14 protein-coding genes and 1 pseudogene are annotated in these 21,935 nt (G+C 41.9%); 8 read left to right on the top strand and 7 right to left on the bottom strand.

What is annotated here, in order from left to right:
- Positions 1–83 precede the first annotated feature (83 nt).
- The 6 genes from H6G57_RS07530 (at position 84) to H6G57_RS07505 (ending at position 5,540) form a co-directional block, all read left to right on the top strand.
- A complete protein-coding gene (locus H6G57_RS07530; RefSeq protein WP_190517353.1) occupies positions 84–689 on the top strand; it encodes a DUF3038 domain-containing protein in 606 nt (201 codons plus the stop codon).
- The gene (locus H6G57_RS07525; RefSeq protein ID WP_190517351.1) at positions 686–1,735 is read left to right on the top strand and encodes a DUF4335 domain-containing protein; all 1,050 of its coding nucleotides are present in this window, start codon (positions 686–688) and stop codon (positions 1,733–1,735) included. Before H6G57_RS07530 ends, H6G57_RS07525 begins: the two co-directional genes overlap by 4 nt.
- A gap of 214 nt (positions 1,736–1,949) precedes the next feature.
- Positions 1,950–2,858 (top strand): OmpA family protein, encoded by a 909-nt coding sequence (locus H6G57_RS07520; protein WP_190517349.1) that lies wholly within the window; start codon positions 1,950–1,952, stop codon positions 2,856–2,858.
- A 67-nt stretch (positions 2,859–2,925) separates the two neighbouring features.
- Positions 2,926–3,921, top strand: coding sequence for a methionyl-tRNA formyltransferase (fmt, locus tag H6G57_RS07515; RefSeq protein ID WP_190517347.1), 996 nt, complete (start codon positions 2,926–2,928; stop codon positions 3,919–3,921).
- Between the two features lie 175 nt (positions 3,922–4,096).
- Positions 4,097–5,095 carry a sugar transferase gene (locus H6G57_RS07510; protein ID WP_190517346.1) on the top strand — a complete coding sequence of 333 codons (999 nt, stop codon included), beginning with the start codon at positions 4,097–4,099 and terminating at the stop codon, positions 5,093–5,095.
- Between the two features lie 7 nt (positions 5,096–5,102).
- The gene (locus H6G57_RS07505) at positions 5,103–5,540 is read left to right on the top strand and encodes an ATP-binding protein (RefSeq protein ID WP_190517344.1); all 438 of its coding nucleotides are present in this window, start codon (positions 5,103–5,105) and stop codon (positions 5,538–5,540) included.
- Positions 5,541–5,609: 69 nt separating this feature from the next.
- Here the strand turns inward: H6G57_RS07505 and H6G57_RS07500 are convergent, their stop codons facing one another.
- The 3 genes from H6G57_RS07500 to H6G57_RS07490 form a co-directional block, all read right to left on the bottom strand.
- Positions 5,610–9,275, bottom strand: coding sequence for a hydantoinase B/oxoprolinase family protein (locus tag H6G57_RS07500; RefSeq protein WP_190517343.1), 3,666 nt, complete (start codon positions 9,273–9,275; stop codon positions 5,610–5,612).
- Between the two features lie 158 nt (positions 9,276–9,433).
- Positions 9,434–12,910: an AAA-like domain-containing protein gene (locus tag H6G57_RS07495; protein ID WP_190517341.1), complete on the bottom strand. Its 3,477-nt coding sequence runs from the start codon at positions 12,908–12,910 to the stop codon at positions 9,434–9,436.
- A 2-nt stretch (positions 12,911–12,912) separates the two neighbouring features.
- Positions 12,913–14,571, bottom strand: a complete 1,659-nt coding sequence (locus tag H6G57_RS07490; protein ID WP_190517339.1) for an AAA-like domain-containing protein — start codon at positions 14,569–14,571, stop codon at positions 12,913–12,915.
- Between the two features lie 571 nt (positions 14,572–15,142).
- On the opposite strand from H6G57_RS07490, the gene H6G57_RS07485 reads away from it, so the two are divergent.
- On the top strand, positions 15,143–17,413 hold the full coding sequence (locus tag H6G57_RS07485) for a hypothetical protein (RefSeq protein WP_190517337.1): 2,271 nt from the start codon (positions 15,143–15,145) through the stop codon (positions 17,411–17,413).
- Positions 17,414–17,442: 29 nt separating this feature from the next.
- Here H6G57_RS07485 and H6G57_RS07480 read toward each other — a convergent pair whose 3' ends face one another.
- From H6G57_RS07480 to H6G57_RS07470, 3 genes are all read right to left on the bottom strand, one after another.
- The gene (locus H6G57_RS07480) at positions 17,443–19,341 is read right to left on the bottom strand and encodes a sodium:proton antiporter (protein ID WP_190517335.1); all 1,899 of its coding nucleotides are present in this window, start codon (positions 19,339–19,341) and stop codon (positions 17,443–17,445) included.
- A gap of 178 nt (positions 19,342–19,519) precedes the next feature.
- A complete protein-coding gene (nblB, locus tag H6G57_RS07475; RefSeq protein ID WP_190517333.1) occupies positions 19,520–20,182 on the bottom strand; it encodes a phycobilisome degradation protein NblB in 663 nt (220 codons plus the stop codon).
- Between the two features lie 214 nt (positions 20,183–20,396).
- On the bottom strand, positions 20,397–20,876 hold the full coding sequence (locus H6G57_RS07470) for a CBS domain-containing protein (RefSeq protein ID WP_190517331.1): 480 nt from the start codon (positions 20,874–20,876) through the stop codon (positions 20,397–20,399).
- A gap of 143 nt (positions 20,877–21,019) precedes the next feature.
- Here H6G57_RS07470 and H6G57_RS07465 point away from each other — a divergent pair, with 143 nt between their 5' ends.
- Positions 21,020–21,553 carry a DUF1499 domain-containing protein gene (locus H6G57_RS07465; RefSeq protein ID WP_375539510.1) on the top strand — a complete coding sequence of 178 codons (534 nt, stop codon included), beginning with the start codon at positions 21,020–21,022 and terminating at the stop codon, positions 21,551–21,553.
- Between the two features lie 221 nt (positions 21,554–21,774).
- On the opposite strand, the pseudogene H6G57_RS07460 reads toward H6G57_RS07465, so the two are convergent.
- Positions 21,775–21,935: pseudogene (locus H6G57_RS07460) on the bottom strand (photosystem II D2 protein (photosystem q(a) protein)); the annotation flags it as partial.

Here is a 21,935-nt window from a genome sequence, read left to right as displayed (position 1 = left end):
TGTTCCAGCCCAAATGGAACCTGTGACTCCCTCTTGTATTTTGGAATTAATGTTGTGCTGCTATCGCAGCAACAGTGAGTGTAATGCAGTTAGAACAGTCCCAAAGTCAGTCAATCCCAATTATATTGGACAGTTTACCAGATTTAGCAATTTCTGAGAACGGATGTCCACGTCGAGCCCGGTTAGAAATTGATTTGATGTTACTGGCAATTGAAGCCTTATATCTGGGTGGTGCAGAACATATGCTGGTGATCATCTCAGAACTCGATTTACAAACGGTGATTCAAAATCGGGTGAAATTATGGCGACTTCGTAGTACCAACCCGTTACGCAGGTTTAGTCAGCGTCGAACCCTAAGTCTGCTAGAGGCGAAAGCGTTAGTCGTGATTATCTGTAACCTCGGAAGACGGTTAACCGCCAAAATTCGGCAGTTACTCATGGATTATGAAGCCCTAAAACAAAAACAAATTCCGATTGAACGACATTTACAACTGTCCAACTACTTAACCCAATTTCGGGTACATTTCCGCAGTCGCATGAATCCCCGACGGGCGTTGGTAATGGCTTATAGTTCTGATGAGAAGTTAAACGATTTAGCCATCCGTTTATTAGAGAAACTTCTGTTTTGCACCGGTACGGCTGGAATGCAGCGATTTTGGATTAGTTTGTTTGATGGAGAAGTCGAATGACGATTGAACGTCAATATAGTTTACCGAACTGCAAACTGATTTTGCAGGGCTTACCCCAAGGAACCGATGGGAAATCCGACGGAAGAGCCAGTTTAAATAAGCTCATGAATGCAGAATGTCATTTTGTGGGCTACCCCCAACCGATTACCGGGGGACGGGAGTTTTTTGAGAGCTTGGTACGACAGGTCAGTCGCTACGCTCAAGGGTTCCTGAGTGGACTCATTCCCCCTGAACGACCTCACGCCAAGCCGGAGTTGGTGGAATTGCGCCCCATCGGAGGAGAGTTACATCAGTTAAGGGTTTATGAGTCTTCGGAGGAAACTCCCTCTGAGGGGTCTTCTTTACCTGATTCTCCAACCGTTACGGTGGATTTAACAACGGTACAATTATTTGACCTGGTTGAAGCAATCGATCAGTTTTTAGCGGATAGCCAGACTTTACCTGAATTATCTCTCCAGTTAAAACCGCTTTCTAAACGTTATCTGAAACCGGAACAACCTGTTGCTCAACGGGTGAAGCCCGCAGCTATTGGGGTATCGAGTCTGGTATTAACGGCTTTAGCTGTGTTTGCTTTGCCCATTCCCGATGTCAAACGACCTCAAGACCCGAAACCACAACCCCAAGCACAGACGGAAACCATTCCCACACCCAGCGCGTCCCCCCCAACGGGTTCACCAAGTCCAGTGACACCGGAAGCACCTTTAGCGTCTAATCTGTCTAGTCCACAGCCCATTACTGATGTTCAAGAACTCAACGATTTAAAAGCTCAACTCGATGAAAAATTGGTTAAAGCTTGGATACCTGCGGCGGATGTGAAAGTCCCCTTAGTTTATCGGGTGAGTGTGGCAAAAGATGGGGCAATTGTGGGTTATAAATCTTTAAATCCGGCAACAGAAACGGAAACAAAACAAACCCCATTACCGGATTTATTATATAAACCTGTTGGGAATCGTCCCATCAATGAACCCTTAGCAGATTTTCAAGTCACATTTAATCCTGATGACAGTTTGGAGGTTCAGACTTTATCAGGTATTAATAATCAGTAGCCAGTTATCAGTCAGAAGTCATGAGTTAATAGTTAATAATTATTAATTAATCCTTAATAGTTATTAATTGATCATGTCATTGAGATTTAACAGCTTGTTAGTTACCAATTGATAACTGATAACTGATAACTGGTACAGACGCGCCATGGCACGTCTCTACTGATAACTGATAACTGATAACTGATAACTGATAACTGATTAAGGAGATTAATTGATGACAAAATCTGCAAAGCCACGAATTCAACCGCCGACCCCTCCTCCCCCTCGCCGATTTAACGGCCTATTGTTTGTGGGAACAATGGTGTTTAACCTCCTGCTGTTGACGGTGGGTTCAGTGCTGGCTTGGTTTGTGGGGATGGCAATTGCTCAAGTCTATCCGAATTCTCGGTCTGAAGTTCCCTTAACAGAACAGTTGCTTGAGAAAACCCAAAATTGGGGTACCCAGGGAATGATCCCGACTCCGGTGGTGAGTCCGAGTCCTGCTTCCCCTCAACCGATCCCCACACCCAGTCAAACTTTAACTGACCCCCAACGTCAACAACTGCGGGTGCAGTTGCAACAACTCCAGGGCCAGTTAAATACGCTCATGGGAAAAACGGCGGCTTTAGAAACCCAATTGGGATCGAGTCGTCCGACGGAACCTTTGGAGGAACGTTTACAAATTCTCGAACAGCAATTAGGGGCTGCAACTTCAACTTCTGGGTCAGGAAATAAAAAACCGACTCAACCTTTCCCCCCTGGGATTTCCACAAAGCCGGAACGTCGTCAAAATTCTAATACCTTAATTGTTACGTTTCCCAGTGATGTGTTGTTTGATGTCGGGAGTACAATTTTGCGTCCTGGGGCTAACGTGATTTTAGATACGATTATTACGGATATTAAAACTTATAAAGGGGCTGCGGTGCGGGTGATTGGTCATACGGATAATCAAGGAAATCCTCAACAAAATTTAGATGTATCTTTTAGTCGTGCAGAAGCGGTGATGAAATATTTATCCGAAGCGGCTGGAACAGACTATCACTGGTCAGCGATTGGATATGGGTCTAATCGTCCTACTGTTAATAATAATTCTGAAAATAATCGCCAACTCAATCGACGGATTGAAGTCGCTATTACACCCTAGAAATAATCAAGGATTCACTCTTAAACTGATAACTGATAACTGATAACTGATAACTGATTACAAGATAATGAAAATTGTTTTTTTTGGTACACCTCAATTTGCAGTTCCGAGTTTAGAACGGTTGTTAGACCACCCTGAATTTGACGTTTTAGCCGTTGTGACTCAACCGGATAAACGCCGAGGTCGGGGGAGTCAATTGACCCCTTCTCCGGTCAAAATATTAGCAGAAACCCATCAATTATCGATTTGGCAGCCCAAACGGGTGAAAAAAGATCAAAACACCTTAAATCTATTGCGAGAAGCTCAGGCGGATGTTTTTGTGGTGGTGGCTTATGGACAAATTTTATCCCCAGAAATTCTGGATATGCCTCGGTTGGGATGTGTGAATGGTCATGGCTCAATTTTACCCAAATATCGCGGAGCCGCCCCGATTCAATGGTGTTTATATCATGGGGAAGAGGAAACGGGAATGACTTCTATGTTAATGGATGCAGGGATGGACACTGGGCCGATGTTATTAAAAGTGGTGACACCCATTGGACTATTAGAAAATGCAACGGATTTAGGACAACGTTTAGCCCAATTGGGGGCTGATTTATTAGTAGAAACGTTAGTAAAATTAGACAGAGGAGAAATTCAACCGATTCCTCAAGATCAAGCCTTGGCAACTTATGCCCCTTTAATTAAAGATCAAGATTATCATTTAGATTGGCATCGATCTGCGATCGCATTACATCATCAAATTCGAGGCTTTTACCCCAACTGTATCACATCATTTCGGGATAAACCCTTGAAAGTTTGTGCTACTGTACCCTTAATGCCAGAATATCAATCTCAATTTCCCCCGGAATACCAAAATTTGCAACAACAATGGCCTTATTTATCTCAACTTTCAGGACAACCGGGAGAAGTAGTCGCTTTAGTTAAACGTTTTGGGCCAGTGGTGCAAACGGGTGCAGGATTACTACTATTGACAGAAGTACAATTAGCCGGGAAACGAGTACAATCTGGTTTGGATTTTGCAAACGGAACCCGTCTGGCGGTTGGAGAAATTTTAGGATAGAATCATTCTGGATCTTAAAATAATAGAGATTTTTACCAGGGGTGCAATTGTCACACTAGAAAGAGGTAAATCTACCACAATTTTCCACTATAATTCAGCCTCTTTCTCAATTCTTTGTCGGTATCGTCAAAATACAGCAGTCAAATTAACAACAACTACCCAGCAAATCATGGAGATGGTTGGTCAAATTCCAGAGGAAAAATTTCACATTACCCTAGCAGGAGAGATCGTCTCTGTTCGCTTACCGGAACGTTTAAGTGTGTTAGAGGCGGTTTCCTTTAAAACGACCTGTCAGGATGTTATTTCTCTCAATCCTCCGCCGAAAAAAATTATTTTGGATTTTAGCCAGACTATATTTATTGATAGTAGCGGAATTGGTGCACTGATTAGCAATCTAAAAACAACAAAAGCCAAAGGTATTGACTTAGTATTAAAATCCGTTGGCTCTCAAGTGATGGCTGTTTTTTCCCTCACTTCCCTCGACCAAGTGTTAACCATAGAACCTCCGAGTGCGGACGACGTACTCAAGGAAAAAGTTCGCGGAGAAAATCGCCTTCCTGTGACTCATCCGTCTATTAGGTCTTGGTTGAAGCGATTCATTGATGTTGTGGGTGCCCTTGTGGGTTTAGGAATTACATCAATCTTAGCAGTTCCGATTATTCTTGCCATTCGTTTAGATAGTCCGGGGCCGATTTTCTTTGGTCAAGTGCGTTGTGGGTGGATGGGAAAACGATTTCGCATTTGGAAGTTTCGTTCCATGTGTAGCAATGCAGAAGCACTAAAAGATAAAATTCCCAATCAAGCACAAGGGGCTATTTTCAAGAATGATAATGACCCTCGAATTACCAAAGTGGGTCAGTTTTTACGGCGAACCAGTTTAGATGAATTACCGCAATTTTGGAATGTTTTAAAGGGTGAAATGAGTTTAGTGGGTACTCGTCCGCCTACACCGGATGAGGTAGAACGTTATGAAGTTCCTCAATGGCAAAGATTAGATGTCAAGCCGGGAATGACGGGAGAATGGCAAGTAAATGGTCGCTCTCAAGTTAAAAATTTTGAGGATATTATTCGTTTAGATTTGAAGTATCAAGAAAATTGGAGTTTAATGTACGACATGAAGTTAATTGCCAAAACTATAATGGTTGTATTTCACAAAAATAGCGGTGCTATGTAGAGAATTGATGAGTAATGAAGCGCTACTAGCACAATCTAATCTTCAGGTGAAAACCTCCTTAACCGCCTTAGAAGATGTGTTAAAGTGGTTTGACAGAATCACCTCTACTTTTCTGCCTTCAGATATTTTTCATAAGTGTCAAATTGCTTTAACGGAAGGTTTTACAAACGCTGTGCGCCATGCTCACCGTACCTTACCTGAAACGACACCTATTGAGTTAGAAGTTAAGGTTTTTTCCCCCTGGATTGAAATGCGAATTTGGGACTGGGGAGAACCTTTTAACTTAGAAAAAGCCCTAGAGACGATGAGTGAAATGCACGCTGACCCGTTAGAACATGAAGGCGGACGAGGACTGATTTTTATGTCTAAATTAACGGATGAATTGTATTATACACGGTTAGATGATCAACGCAATTGTTTGGTGATGAGAAAACAAATTTATTAGAGGGAACAGGGAATTACGAATTACGAATTACGAATTACGAATAAGGAATCATTTAATATCTGGTCAAAGTTAATGATTCTTTCCATATCCTCCCCCTCCTGGGGTTTCAATTACAAAAGTATCATGAATATTCATTTCTACTGTTGCGGTACTTGCTAATTCTTCAACTGTTTCCTGATGACGAATGACATAATTTTTTCCCCCTAAACCGGGTTGTCCGCCGTTTAACCCAAAGGGGGGAATAATGCGATGTTCTGATAATATTGCTGCGGTCATTTTTTCTAAAAATTGTACTTTTCTAATAATCCCATTCCCGCCTCGAAATTGTCCTAAACCGCCACTATTTTTCCGAATACTAAACTCTTCTAATAATACCGGATAACGCCATTCTAATACTTCTGGGTCAGTTAAACGGGAATTAGTCATGTGGGTATGAACGGCATCAGTTCCATTATAATTGATTCCCGCACCTGAACCCCCACAAATTGTCTCATAATATTGATAATTTTCGTTACCAAACGTAAAGTTATTCATTGTTCCTTGAGACGCTGACATCACGTTTAACGCGCCATATAAGGTATCAACTATCGCTTGAGACGTTTCCACATTTCCCGCAACCACAGCCGCCGGATAATGGGGGTTTAAAAAGCAGCCTTCAGGAATCATAATATTTAACGGTTTTAAACATCCCGCATTCAGAGGAATACTATCATTAACTAAGGTTCTAAAAACATATAAAACGGCTGCTTTACAAACCGCTTTTGGGGCGTTAAAATTAGTCGTTAATTGTTCAGATGTTCCGGTAAAATCAATTTTAGCAGTGCGGTTATTTTTATCAATTTTAATCCTAACTTTAATTATTCCCCCATTATCCATTTGATAACTAAATTCACCATCTTTTAACACATCAATTGCCCGTCGCACGGATTCTTCGGCATTATCCTGAACATACTGCATATAAGTTTGAACCGTATTTAAGCCATATTGAGTGACCATTTTTTGCAATTCTTGAACGCCTTTTTCATTCGCAGCAATTTGCGCTTGTAAATCAGCAATATTTGTGGCAGGATTTCGGGCTGGGTATTTTCCTGATGTTAATAAATTTAAGAGATCTCTTTCTAAAAATATCCCTTGTTTAACCAATTGAATATTATCAATTAAAATCCCTTCTTCCTCAATATGGGTACTATTAGGAGGCATAGAACCCGGTGTTATTCCCCCAATATCGGCTTGATGTCCCCGTGAAGCAACGTAAAATAATATTTGTTCACCGGAATCATTAAAAACTGGGGTAATGACGGTGACATCGGGTAAATGAGTACCGCCATTATAGGGATTATTTAATAGATAAACATCCCCTGGTTTTAGGGTTTCTCCTTTCGCAGCGATTAAACTTTCAACGCTTTCACTCATTGACCCTAAATGAACGGGAATATGGGGTGCGTTTGCAACTAATTGACCGTTTTGATCAAAAATAGCACAGGAGAAATCCAGGCGTTCTTTAATATTAACAGAACTGGCGGTATTTTGCAACGTAATTCCCATTTGTTCTGCAATAAATTGAAATAGATTTTTAAAGATTTCTAATTTTACGGGGTCAGCTTTTATTGCTTTTTCTTCTTTAATTAAGGGAAAATTAACAGAATGATTTGATTTTAAAATTAAATAATTTCGTTCGGTTAATTCTGCTTGCCATCCCGGTTCAATAATATTCGTTCCAATCGATTCAATAATAATAGCAGGCCCGTTAATAATATCTCCGGGTTGTAAATCATCTCTTTCAAAAATAGGGGTATTTTGCCATTGATTATTGGTATATATAAGAACTGTTGCGATCGCTGTAGGAGGTTCAGTGCGAGTTCGGGTTAATATCGGTTCTTCGGAAGTATCCATTTTTTGAATAATTTCAATATTAATGGATTCAACAATTAAGCTTTTTTCAGGTTTAATAAATCCGTAGCGGGTTTGATGTTGTTGTTCAAATTGTTGAGTTAAATTAGATAAATTTTTAATAAAATTAACCGATAATATAGAATCTGTTCCCTCATATTTGAGATTAAGCTTCAGAATTATCTCTATTTTTGATTCAGGATTTTCTAATTCTGTTTTTGCTTCCGTTTCTAACTCTAAAAAACTAGCTTCTAACTCAGGAATCAAATTTTTGGTTAATGGTTTTTCTATCGCTTTTTCTCGTAATATTCTGACATCCGCTAAACCCATCCCATAAGCAGACAAAACTCCGGCGTAGGGATGAATAAATATCTGTTTAATTCCTAATGTATTGGCTATTAAACAAGCGTGTTGACCCCCTGCACCGCCAAAACAACAAAGGGTATAATTAGAAATATCATAACCCCGTTGTAGGGAGATTTTTTTAATGGCATTTGCCATATTTTCAACCGCAATAGTAATAAATCCGGTGGCGACTTCTTCCGGTGTGCGAGTATCTCCGGTTTGGGTTTGAATTTCTATTGCTAATTCAGTAAATTTTTGACAAACAATTTCAGCATCTAAGGGTAAATCACCGTTTTTTCCAAATACTTTCGGGAAGAATTGGGGCTGAATTTTCCCTAACATTACATTAGCATCTGTCACCGTTAATTGTCCACCATTGCGATAACAAGCTGGCCCAGGATTAGCGCCTGCGGACTCTGGCCCAACGCGATATCTTGACCCATCAAAGCTTAAAATTGAACCCCCTCCCGCCGCGACGGTATGAATAGCCATCATCGGAGTTCGCATTCTGACTCCCGCTATTTCTGTTTCAAATTGGCGTTCATATTCGCCATTAAAATGGGCGACGTCGGTGGATGTTCCGCCCATATCGAAAGTAATAATATTCTGAAATCCGGCTTTTAAACTGGTTTGAACTGCGCCTACAATTCCTCCGGCTGGCCCTGATAAGATACTATCTTTTCCTTGGAATTTTTGGGCATTGGTTAAGCCACCATTGGATTGCATAAACATTAATTTTATGGGGTTTGATCCCCCCCAACCCCCCTTAAAAAGGGGGGAGTTAGAATTTAATTGAGAAGCAACTTGATTAATATAACATTTTAAAATAGGCGATAAATAAGCATCAACAACGGTGGTATCTCCTCGGCTGACTAACTTCATTAAGGGGCTAACTTGATGGGAAATGGAAATTTGAGTAAAGCCGATTTCTTGGGCTAAGGTAGCAATTTGTTGTTCGTGTTGGGGATAGCGATAACCGTGCATTAAAACAATGGCACAGCTTCTAATTCCGGTTTGATAAACTTGTTGTAATTGGGGTTTTAATCCGGCTAAATTAACGGGGGTTAATTCTTCGCCTTGGGCGGTATAACGTTCTTCCACTTCGATGACTTGTTCATAGAGCATTTCGGGTAAAATAATCTGACGGGCAAAAATATCGGGGCGATTTTGATAGTCAATTCTTAACGCATCTTTGAAACCTTTTGTTATTATTAATAAAGTGCGATCGCCTTTTCGTTCTAATAAGGCATTGGTGGCAACAGTTGTCCCCATTTTCACTTCGGAAATTAATTCACTGGGGATGGGTTGATGGGGGGATAATTCTAATATTTCTCGGATGCCTTGAATGACTGCATCGGGATAACGTTCGGGATTTTCTGATAATAATTTATAGGTGATTAAACTTCCATCGGGTTTGCGGGCAACAATATCGGTAAAGGTGCCCCCTCGGTCAATCCAAAATTGATAGGTTGTAGCGTTGGGTTGGGGTGTGGAAGTCATAATCAGTTAATCTAAAATTCGTATTTTACCCTAAGATTTGATCCCCCTAAATCCCCCTTAAAAAGGGGGACTTTGAGTTCCTAATTTTCCCATAATATTCGTTAAAAAAGACTGTTATTTTCCGGTTCCCCCCTTTTTAAGGGGGGCTAGGGGGGATCTCACTGCGGTTTATTCACCGTCACCCCATCACACAAATGTCTATCCTCCTCACTCACACTCGAACTATTCTCCAGATAATCCTTCATCCACTCACAAGCCGATACCATTAATAGATCTAAATCCAAATGCCACAGCTTGATGGTCTTGTCTAAACTCCCAGAAGCCAAGGTTTTACCGTCGGGACTCCAACTCACACTCATGACCCAACCCTTATGGCTGTTGAGAGTCTGCAACAGTTGACCCTCTCGACTCCACAGCTTAATAGTGCTGTCCAAACTCCCAGAAGCCAGGGTTTGGCCGTCAGGACTCCAACTCACACTCATGACCGAACCCTCATGGCCGTTGAGAGTCTGCAACAGTTGACCCTCTCGACTCCACAGCTTAATGGTGTTGTCTTCACTCCCAGAAGCCAGGATTTGGCCGTCAGGACTCCAACTCACACTCATGACCGAACCCTCATGGCCGTTGAGAGTCTGCAACAGTTGACCCTCTCGACTCCACAGCTTAATGGTGTAGTCACTACTCCCAGAAGCCAAGGTTTTACCGTCGGGACTCCAACTCACACTCAAGACCGAACTCCAATCGCTATTGAGAGTCTGCAACAGTTGACCCCCTCGACTCCACAGCTTAATGGTGTTGTCCAAACTCCCAGAAGCCAAGGTTTTACCGTCGGGACTCCAACTCACACTCAAGACCAAACTCCCATGGCCGTTGAGAGTCTGCAACAGTTGACCCTCTCGACTCCACAGCTTGATAGTCTTGTCTTTACTCCCAGAAGCCAGGGTTTGGCTGTCGGGACTCCAACTCACACTCATGACCCAATTCTCATGAGCCTGGAGAGTTTGCAACAGTTGACCCTCTCGACTCCATAGCTTAATGGTGTGGTTATAACTCCCAGAAGCCAGGGTTTTACCGTCGGGACTCCAACTCACACTCTTGACCCAACCCTTATGGCTGTTGAGAGTCTGCAACAGTTGACCCTCTCGACTCCACAGCTTAATGGTGTTGTCATCACTCCCAGAAGCCAAGGTTTTACCGTCGGGACTCCAACTCACTGTATTGACCGAACTCTCATGACCCTTGAGAGTCTGCAACAGTTGACCCTCTCGACTCCACAGCTTAATGGTGTTGTCATCACTCCCAGAAGCCAAGGTTTTACCGTCGGGACTCCAACTCAGACTACTGACCGAATCCTCATGAGCCTGGAGAGTCTGCAACAGTTGACCCTCTCGACTCCACAGCTTAATGGTGTTGTCACCACTCCCAGAAGCCAGAGTTTGACCGTCAGCACTCCAACTCACACTACTGACCTCCTTTTCATGGCCGTTGAGAGTTTGCAACAGTTGACCCTCTCGGCTCCACAGCTTAATGGTGTTGTCACCACTCCCAGAAGCCAGAGTTTGACCGTCAGCACTCCAACTCACACTACTGACCTCCTTTTCATGGCCGTTGAGAGTTTGCAACAATTGACCCTCTCGACTCCACAGCTTAATGGTGTTGTCACCACTCCCAGAAGCCAGAGTTTGACCGTCAGCACTCCAACTTACAGTGCTAACCCAACTCTCGTGACCCTTGAGAGCCTGCAACAGTTGACCCTCTCGACTCCACAGCTTAATGGTGTTGTCACCACTCCCAGAAGCCAGAGTTTGGCCGTCGGGACTCCAACTCACACTATTGACCAGATCCTCATGGCCATTGAGGGTCTGCAACAGTTGACCTTCTCGACTCCACAGCTTAATGGTCTTGTAACTTCCAGAAGCCAGGGTTTGGCCGTCGGGACTCCAACTCACACTATCGACCGTGTTCTCATGACCTTTCCAGCTATTCTGCTCTTTTACCCCATACAAAATCTTTTGAAGGGTGGTAGCGGTTTGCACACGGGTATTATTTTTTTCCCAAACAGAATGATCTAATTTTTTGAGTTGTTTGGCTGTGATTAAGGCTTCTTTTAGGGCTAATAATTCTTGACCCTGACTGAATAATTCCTGTGCAGAAGAAGCTTTTAACCTGATTTCTGTGGCGGCTAAAGTTAACTTTGCTTCTCTGACTGCAATCATAACTCCAACGAAAGAAACGAAAGCAACGGCAAAGGCGACACCAGAAATCAGCCCGATTAAAGTAGCTCGTTGTTTGGCTTTTGATAAAATTTCATAAGCTTTTTGTTTGGCATCTAATTCCGCTTGCATCGCCCGTTTATCTAATTCTTCACTGGCTGCTAAATATTGATAATCTTCACTACTCAGGCTTTTTCCCTCAGCCCATTTTTTCGCTTCTTTTAACGCTTCCCCCAGCAACAACCGGGAATCATCCTGACGTTCTGACTTTTCCCAAGCACTAAACGCTTCTGAGTAGGGTCGTAAATTTGCTAAAGCGGTTTCTACCCAAATTAAATTAAAAACCGTTGCATAAATTTGATTATAAACCTTCAGTTTTCCCTGCTGTTTTACCACTAATCCCGATAGCCGCAACATCACTTGATCCGGGTTATCTTCCGCAGCAATTCCCTGTTGTTGTAAGATTTGTTGATAGAGTCCGAGAAGTCGTCCCGTGCGTTGATGTCCAGCATAAAGAATCCGATCTCGAATCGTTCTTAAATGTTCGGGGGTGTCCTGTCCTTCCCAGTTACTAATAATGCGGTCTTGCACTAAATTTTCCACCCATTCTACCTCTTCATTAGGCGGAATAATTTGATGAGTTTCTCGAATTAATTTACAGAGTTTTTGCGTTAAAAACGGTTGTCCTCCCGTCCAATTTAACACCGCTTCTAATACCTTTTCAGGGTGTTCCGTTTGCGTCCTCAACCCCTCAGCAAGCCGTTCAGATTGTGTTAACTGAAATCCGGTTAATTCTATCCCTTGACCAATATTAAACGGGGTGCGTCGTTTATCTTGAATTAAATCCGGTGGTGTTGTCACCCCTAATAAGGCAAAAGTTAACCGTTGATAAATCGGTTGATCTGCTCGATGATTATAACACTCTCGAATTAAGGCAAAAAAGTCATCAATTTTAAAGGGTAAACTTAAAATGCTATCAATTTCATCAATAAAAATCACAATCGGTTTTGTAATGAATTTCAGAAGAATGTCTTCTAAAAACCTGCAAAACCGTTGTGTCAAGGATAAATGGTGATGCTGTTCCCACCATTCCTCCGAGTCAAATTTCGTATATAATTCTAAGCTATTACTAATTTCTTCAATCATCCCTCGATACCACTGTTCGGGGGTAATTTCTAAAGTTCCAATGGCGGTAATATCAATCGCCACACAAGCATATCCTTCCTCGTCTAACCGCCGCCTGGTTTGCACCCTTAAACTGGATTTTCCCATCTGACGACAGTTAAGAACATAGCAAAATTCTCCCTGTTTTAATGCGTCGTAAAATTCCTGATCAGCTACTCTTTTAATATAGGTAGGAGCATCAACGGGAAGACTCCCCCCGACTTGATAATCATAGCGAAATTGGGGATTATTATTCATAATTATACCCCCAAGCGATCGCTAAAATACAGCCGATAAAGATTACACAACGGAATCACATCATTTCCCCGAAATTTAACTAAACCCATACTTCTCAGTTTAAAGCCTAAATTGCCTTCTAACCGCACAGGATTCTCAGAAGCAACAACTTTTTTCATCCCATTAGCTAATTCTCCATCATTTTGATTTAAGTTGAATAAATGACGACGTAAATGATCACTATATAACCCTTCTTCTGTGGGAGAAATTTTAATAAATTCTTCTAAAGTTAAACGCGATCGCGCCATTTCATACAACGCTTTTCTGACTAAATACGGGTGTCCATCCACCATTCCCATTAAGGTTTTTATTTCTATATTTGACCAGTTTAAACCATGTCGTTTGACTAAATCTGTAACTTGTTCTACCGTTAATTCGGGTAATTCAATCGGTAAACCGACATTAAAGGGAGATTGATTAATATTTAAGGGGATATAAACTTCTTTAGAATGGGCAATTACCAGCCGTAACCGTTGCCATACAGGTTCATTTTTGCCCTTTTCGTGCCAAGTTCGCAGTAACGCAAAAAATTCTTGAGCAATTTCAAGATGTTGAAATACCTGATCCACTTCATCTAATCCCAGGGTTAAGGGTTGAGAAATTGTTGTCAATAAATACCGTTGAAAATAGTTACTACATTTGGTTTTACTCCCTAAACCCCCTTTCCAAAAATCCGATAATTTATCCTCTAATTCTAACCCATTAGCAACATTAGCACAAAATCCCTGTAAAAACAAATCAAGACTATTGAGAGAATCATGATCAAATTCTTGAAAATTTAGATAGGCGGTTTGATGTTGCTGTTGTTTAGCGGTGTTAAGAATACGCTGCATTAAAGAGGTTTTTCCCATCTGTCGGGGAGCTTTAATTCTAATTAATGCCCCTGTTTGTAATATCGTTTCATAACAATTCGTTTCAATAGGAGGACGTTCAATATAAAGGGGAGAATTCAAACTCACTGATCCTTCAGGATTCTCTAAACCCCCCGGAAAACTAGAGGCTTGTGTTAATAAACTGGGAGTACCACTAATAGAAGGAACTAAAGGAGAGAGTCGTTGAATAATTGGGTTGAACTCTTCATAAATTCCCGCCATACTAATACTTGTACAGCCAGACTTATAAGCAAATTCATAGTCTCTTCCTGCCCCTAAAGCATCATAAAATCCAATCGCAAAGGCAATAGCAGCTTGATCACTCACTGCCTTTTTCATCCCGATAACATAGGGAATATGACTAACAATAGCTTTTGCTTGAACTTCCGAATAACAAGCATTTAAAACCACACATTCTATCTGATCTTTAAACAGTTCAAATAAACGCCCTAACGCCTCAGCACTCACCCGTTTAACGTGTCCCTGTTCATCTTCTAACTCTAACCCACCCTTTCCGACTCCATGACCGGAAAAGTGAATAATTTGAGGCTTTAAGTCTAAGATAGCACGCTGCATATCCCTTGGTGTCACTGCCAATCGTTTCTCTAACTTAAATTCTTCTCTGTTTTGAGATCGTCTTAATCCTTCTTCGATTTCTTTCAATTCTTTATCTAAACGTAACTGGGTAGAAAAATCAGGATTTGCTGCTAAAAATAAAATTGTTTTCTTCCTGCGACTTATACGGCTCATTAAAATAACTCCTACTATACACACTGTACGAGGTGAAAAATTCTCAATTTCCTGCGATTGAGCTTGATTTTAACCTTTATTGCCCCAAACGAGGAAAGTCTGTCATTTTTACTAGACAAAAAAAGTCTTCCTAGAAGAGCTTGCCGTGAGTCCTGTCCAAAGCCTTGTCGAAGGGCTGTCGAAGGCACAGGGCTTTAAAGGCAATTTTTTCGGTAAATGAAGAGGGGGTAGGGTTTAGCCTGTGGGGTTTAGGGGAACAAGAGGGAGGTAGACTTTGTAAATTTCTTCTTGCTTTAGTTGGAGGATTGGCTTAAGATCTGCCATGATTTTATCAGGTTTTCTGTTTTCAACAGACCTGCTCGTTTACAATGGCTTAATCTCCTCTGACAGCAGGACAAACCTTAAAAATCACTCCCTTTGAGTCAGGGAATTGTCAATGTAAACTCGACTTCGGTTTGTTCAGTACGGTCACAGGTTCTCAGACTAGCTTGGGAAGTGAGCCTGATATTTAGCAACTGACTTCCAAGTCCGAGCTAGGCTGAATTCGCGATTATGAGGAAACGGTGAAGGAATGACGACACCCCAATTTGATCAAACCCGCTTATCTCCATCGGAATTCTCTGAGGAGGTTTCGAGTTCTTCACCCTCGGAGAACATCTCAGAAACTACTGTAGAGGAAAAGCAAACTGTCCAGAAACGAATTCCCTTGAAACTTCCGCCTTGGTTGTGGGGCTGGCCGTTTCTGTGGTTGATTATTTTCTTGGGGTTTGGAACAATGGGGACAGGGGCTCTGCTGTGGTTATTAACCATGCCTCCAGCGCCAAATTGTGAAGAAATCTCGCCCTTATCTCCCGATAGTGAACGGTTATATTGTGCTGATCTCGCTACAAAGTCGGGCAAAATAGAACCGTTACGTCAAGCCTTTACCTTAATTGCCAGTTGGCCCGCAGACCACCCGCTTCAGGGACTCGCGCAACAAAAAATGGAACAGTGGTCACGGGCCTTAATTGAAATTGCCAAGCAAAAAATTGATAGTAATGGAGATTTAAACGCAGCCTTAGCCATTGTTAATATTGTTCCGAAAAATACCCCGGCTTATGAACAGGTGGAAATTGCCATAGAGGGCTGGAAAAATAATTGGGATCAAGGGCAAAAAATTTATGATAAAGCCCTGAAAGCCATGCAAGATTTAGATTGGACACAAGCTTTTGGATATGCCCAAGCGTTATCAAAATTAAATAATACCCATTGGAGTGAAAAGCGGTTTAATGAAATTATGGATCGCTTAAGTTTGGAACGTCAAGGCAATCAACGCTTGAATGAAGCCCGTGAGTTAGCCAAGGAAAATACTCCCGAAAAATTAGCCGAAACGATCGCTTTAGCTAACAAAATTGATAAAAAACTTTATATTCAAGCTGGGGCGGTCAAAGAAATTAAAAATTGGAGTCGCTCTTTACTGGATTTAGCCGTTAAAGAATTAAAAGAAAAAAAGATAGAGAGTTTCACGGATATTGCCAGTTTGGTTCCCCACTATTCGCCTTTGTATGCAGAATCCCAAAATTTGATTTTAATGGGTCAAATTAAAGCCCTCAGTTGGAATCAAACCAATAGTCAACCGATTTGGCAACAAATGGCGGTTCTTTGGGAAGGACAAGCGGCGCTGGATCAAATGGGGAATAATCGTCCTCCCTATCCAGAAGCGCAAGTTAAACCGGAAGAGGTTTCACAACAGATTCAAAATCTGCTTAATTTACAGTTGGCTACGGTTGTGGCGAATATTGATCATCCTTTGACGTTACAACTGGCTATTGATCAAGCCCAGATGATTACGCCTCAACAACCTCGGCGAGTTCACGCTCAAACCTTAGTCGCCCATTGGCGTAAGGAAATTCAACGATTAGAAGATCAGCCCTATCTGGCTTTAGCTCGACGGTTAGCCCAAACAGAAACTATAGATGGGTTTGAAACGGCTGTGCAGCAAGCTCGTCAAGTCGCTTTGGGACGCCCGTTACGGGTTGAAGCTCAAACATTAATTGCTGAATGGACAAAACGGATTGAAATTATTGAGGATCAACCGCTTCTGAATGAAGCCTTAGCCTTAGCAAAACAGGGAAATCTGAGTGCTGCGATTGATAAAGCCTCTAAAATTAACTCAGGTCGAGCGTTGTATCAGCCAGCACGGGATAAAATTTCCGCTTGGGTGGCGCAAGTACAAACGACAGAAGATCGACCGATTTTGAATCGCGCTTATGATTTGGCTGGAAAGGGAAATCTTAGTGGCGCCATTGCTGAAGCTTCGCAAATTCGATACGGTCGGGCGTTATATTCTGAAGCTCAAGGGGCGATTGCTGGCTGGGCTTCGGAACGCGATGCAGCCATTTCCGCACAACAACAACCTGTAGAAGAAGCTCGTCCTGTCTCTCAAACAGATTCCTACTATAATGATTCCGGTTATGCCAGCGATAGTGGTAATTCTAATTATTCAGAACCTTCCTATTCTGGCGATAGTGGTAATTCTAATTATTCAGAACCTTCCTATTCCAACGATAGCGGGAATTACAACTATTCAGAACCTTCCTATTCCAACGATAGCGGGAATTACAACTATTCAGAACCTTCCTATTCCAACGATAGCGGAGGTTATGACTCAACAGTAGCCCCAGATTACGGTTATTCAGATTATCCTCCCGCACCCGCAGAACCTCCCCCTGCACCCGAACCTGCGCCCGAACCTGCTGCTGCTGCACCGGAACCTGCACCGGAACCTGCACCGGAACCTGCACTAGAACCCAGCCCCACTGATGGAAATAATGCACCTAATCCTAATTTATTTTTAGAATAAATCGGTAGGCTAGAGGCTGTCTTTAGGGTTCACCGGGTTAAAGACGCTTCTAGAGGAACTTCTTCAACAACGGGATGTTTTTCTAAGGTTAAATTAGACTGTTGAGAACCCGATAAACGCTTAAGTAACTTGGGTTTTGGGTCATGAAGCAGATAAATAATTTGATCTCCGACTTGCCAAGATTCCGAGGCGGGTAATACTTGCAGATTACCGTCTCGTTCGATTAATAAAGGGATTAATTCTCCAGAGCGAATTAATGCTTGCAGGTGCGCTCGTTGAAACTCTAAACCCGGTTGGCGTAAGACCGTTTCTCCTAATTTCACTTCTCGGTCTTCGAGATAGGTATTCCATTGTTTTAAGGGTAAATCGGGGATAAAAGCTTGTTGAACTTTCTCTCGATTTACTGTTGTTTTTGTTTGCGGTTCACGGGGAAATAATGCCAACACACGAGGGGGGTTAAATTCCGTATCAGCCCGTTCTGCTAAAACAACATTCACTTCCCCATTACTCGTCATTGCTAAGAAGGTTCCGATTGATTCTAATCCCGCTTCTTCTAATACATTCGGATCTAAAGCACTACTTTGATAAACGGTTAATCCTTGCTGTCTTGCTTGTTCACAGGCTTCAGGATCAGTATCAATCATCACAACTAATTCATCCCGTTCTTGGAATAATTTGCCGATTAATCGACTCAAAGGATTTGAACCCACAATTACCGCCCCCGTTACTGAACTCGACGTAATCCCTAGGGTTTTCGCCATCCATCGAGCCGTTAATCCTTGAATCACCACCGTCATAATAATCGTTAAAAACACTAACGCTTTAATCGAATCTCCCCCGTTAATGCCACGTTGGGTTAGTAAAATTGCAAATAAAGAGGCAACGGAAGCAGAAACAATTCCTCTGGGTGAAACCCAAGACGCAAATAATTTTTGTCGCCAATTTAGATTACTATTTAAAGTACAAAGCCAAATATTAATCGGACGCACCACCCACATTAAGGCTAAAACTGTAAAAACACTTCCCCATCCCAACGCCACAATACTATCTAAAGATAAATCCGCCGCTAATAAAATAAATAAAACCGACACCGCTAACATTGTTAATTGACCTTTAAATCGGAGTAACTGACGCATATCGGGAATCCCCACATAACGCACCATCATTCCTGTCACAACCGTTGTCATTAACCCCGATTCACTCATCAGCAATTCTGCAATATCAAACAATCCCCAAAGGGCAGCTAATACGACTAAATTTTTTAATTCTTCTGACATAAATTGGGCTGTTTTTAACAACCATCCCAAGATTCCGCCCCCAATTACCCCAATTCCTGCCCCAATACTCAAACGTAATAGCAATTGTCCCATAATTTCTAACGGGTCAGTATTGCCATTTAACACAACGTTCAGCACTAAAACCGCTAAAATTGCCCCAACAGGGTCAATCAGAACCCCTTCCCCCTCTAATAAAGCGGACACCTGACGGTCTACGGAAACTTGTTTTAACAATGGCCCGATTACCGTTGGGCCTGTAACAACGACTAAGGAAGCGTAGAGAAAGGCAATGGGCCAGGGAAACTCTCCTAACCAATGGGCAGCCATCCCAGCCCCCATTAGGGTGATTAAGGTTCCAAACGTGACTAAATTGCGAATACTGCCCGAAACTTGGCCTAATGCCCGCAGGTCTAAACTTAATCCCCCTTCAAATAATATTAAAGCGACGGAGAGGGAGACAATCACTTCTAACCCACTTCCCAAAAGGTTCGGCTGCACTAAACTCAAGCCATCATTGCCGACGAGAATCCCAAAGAATAACAGAAAAACGATGGCAGGAACTTTCAGGTAGTCTGCCAAGACTTGAGCCGTAATCCCTGCAATGACGGTAATCACCATGAGCAGGGTAATGTGAAAAGATGATGTTTCCATAGGCGCTATTGTCGCAGGCTACCCACTGAAATGGGAAGGGGGTCAATGCAGTTACTAAAAATCTAACTAATTCTCCTCAATCTTAGTCATTTTGATAGCTAAATGCTAATCATAACCCATGTTTCAGGGGAAGAGAGTAGCGAGAGGATTGTATAGAGTCGGAGTAGTTCACAGTGATTTAACCACCGACTGGGGATTTCGCTTCTTGAGCCACAATTTCCACTTCATCCTCTGCTAATTGTCTTAACAAAGTTTCAGCTTCACTACCTCCTAAACGCACTAAAGCTTGAACAACTCGATAACGGACTTGCCAGTCGGAATTGGTTACAAAAGGAACTAATAAAGGAATTGCTCTGTGATCTCCTAATTCTCCTAATGCGCTAATGGCAACGGTTTGAATCAGAGTATTTTCATCTTGAAGGGCTTGTTCTAATAGTTCAAAAGCACGAGGTTCTTCTATTCCTCCCACTGCCGCAACAATACTCAGTTTCAGTAACCATTCAGAGGTTGTATTGTAAACAGTTTGCAGATCATCAAACGCATTTTGAAATTTTAAAGCCCCTAATCCATCGGCGGCAGCAGCTTGTACATCGACTTCAGGATCATTTAATAAGTGATGGCGCAATATTTCATAAGCCATTTCTAAATTCTGTTCCCCCAAAGTTGCCATTTGACTAACGGCAGCATATCGAACTCGACTATTACTATCTTTAATGGGGATTTGAATTAACTCAAATGCAATTGCAGGTTCTAATTCTCGGAGTTGATTTACACCGCGTAAGCGATCGCCTAAATCACTAGAAATTAACAAATTTTGAACAGATTCAGGGGTAATTGTCATAAAAATTAAAGTTGTGAAATGAAGGATCTAAACCGTTTTGAAATGATTGGATAATATCACGTTCTTCGACATCAATACATCAGTATTTTCTAATTCTTAAAAATTTTCCATCATAATTGAACGGCTGGAGTAAAAACGAAATACCCCAACCTTATCTTATGTTGTATTCAATTCACCCGACATTTGCAGCCGAATCAATTAAGTTTCCGATTGCCTAATCTGCCTTTGAACTCTGCGTTGTTGCCATCACCCGCAAAATATCCCCACAGGTCAGAATCCCAATCACTTTACCCGATTGCTCTACCACAGGTAAACGGTGAACCCGTTTTTCATTAAATAACCGAGCCGCATCGGATAACGATTTATTTGGCGTAATAGTCACCAGGGGTGCAGGAGTCATGACTTCACCCACCGTTTGGCCTAAAGCTTTATGGAGTTCCTGTTCATACCGGGAAAAGTTTTCCAAGTAAATCACACTATCGAGAAACGTAATATAGGCGGGTGGAGTCACACCGCTTTCCTGCCACATCAAGTCTGTTCCAGAGATAATCCCCACTAAATGACCCGATGAATTGACCACAGGTAAACAACCGATATGTCTGTCCACCATAAGTTGAAGTGCCTCTCTGAGTGGCATCTCTGGTTGAGCCAGAATCGGATTGGGGGTCATCACCTCAGCAACAGTCTTGGGCATGATTTCCAGTCTTTGATTGATAAACTTCTCTACTGTTGATCATATCAGTTCTAAGATTCCTTGCTCAAACTCCCCAGAAAGATTTCAGGGTCTTCAGGGACTTTTCTTGTAGAATCAGGGGAGAGATCACATCTTAATTTCCTATGGAAAAATCAATCAGGTCTGTTTGGAAAGTTAAATATTTCTCTGTCTTGGTGACAGTAATGGTCGTCATTATCACTCAATTGACGTTAGTTTATCCGGCTTCAGCCTTAAGCGTTTCTGCTTCTCCAGTGATAGCCAGTTTATTTTCTTTTTCAGGAACTCGACCCTCAAATCTCGGTATTGAAGACGGTAAATTTGCGCCTTGTCCTAATACTCCCAATTGTGTTTCTAGCCAAAGTATAGATGCTCTTCATCAAATTGAACCTTTCAGCTACTCAGATGATCCTGAAACAGCATTTAAACAGATTCAAACGATTCTGGAAAATACAGAAAATGCTGGTATTATTACGGCTGAACCTAATTATATTTACGCCGAATTTACCTCACCCTTGATGGGATTTGTCGATGATGTAGAATTTTATTTAGATGAACAAGAAACTTTAATTCAAGTCCGTTCAGCCTCCCGTTTAGGGGAATCGGATTTAGGGGTAAATCGGAAACGAATTGAAACCATTCGAGAACAATTTCAATAAATTGTAGTAAGCCCTTCAGGGCTTCAATCAACTGTAGTAAGCCCTTCAGGGCTTCAATCAACTGTAGTAAGCCCTTCAGGGCTTCAATAAATTGTAGTAAGCCCTTCAGGGCTTCAATAAATTGTAGTAAGCCCTATCAATAAAACCTCCTACAAAATTTGTAGGAGGTTTTAAAATAAATCCGATGTTTTTAAACAGTCCCTAGTAATTAGAGATTCTAATTACAGAGCGTTACCGCGAGGTAGAACTTCTTCAGGGAAAATAAAGTTTTCGTGGGGTTGATCCGCAGGAGCCATCCAAGCCCGCAGACCTTCATTTAACAGAATGTTCTTGGTATAGAACGTTTCAAACTCAGGATCTTCAGCCGCCCGTAATTCTTGGG

Source organism: Planktothrix sp. FACHB-1365, from assembly GCF_014697575.1.
GTDB lineage: Bacteria > Cyanobacteriota > Cyanobacteriia > Cyanobacteriales > Microcoleaceae > Planktothrix.
The sequence above is the reverse complement of the archived record's forward strand: the minus strand, read 5'-3'. Positions and strand labels throughout refer to the sequence as shown.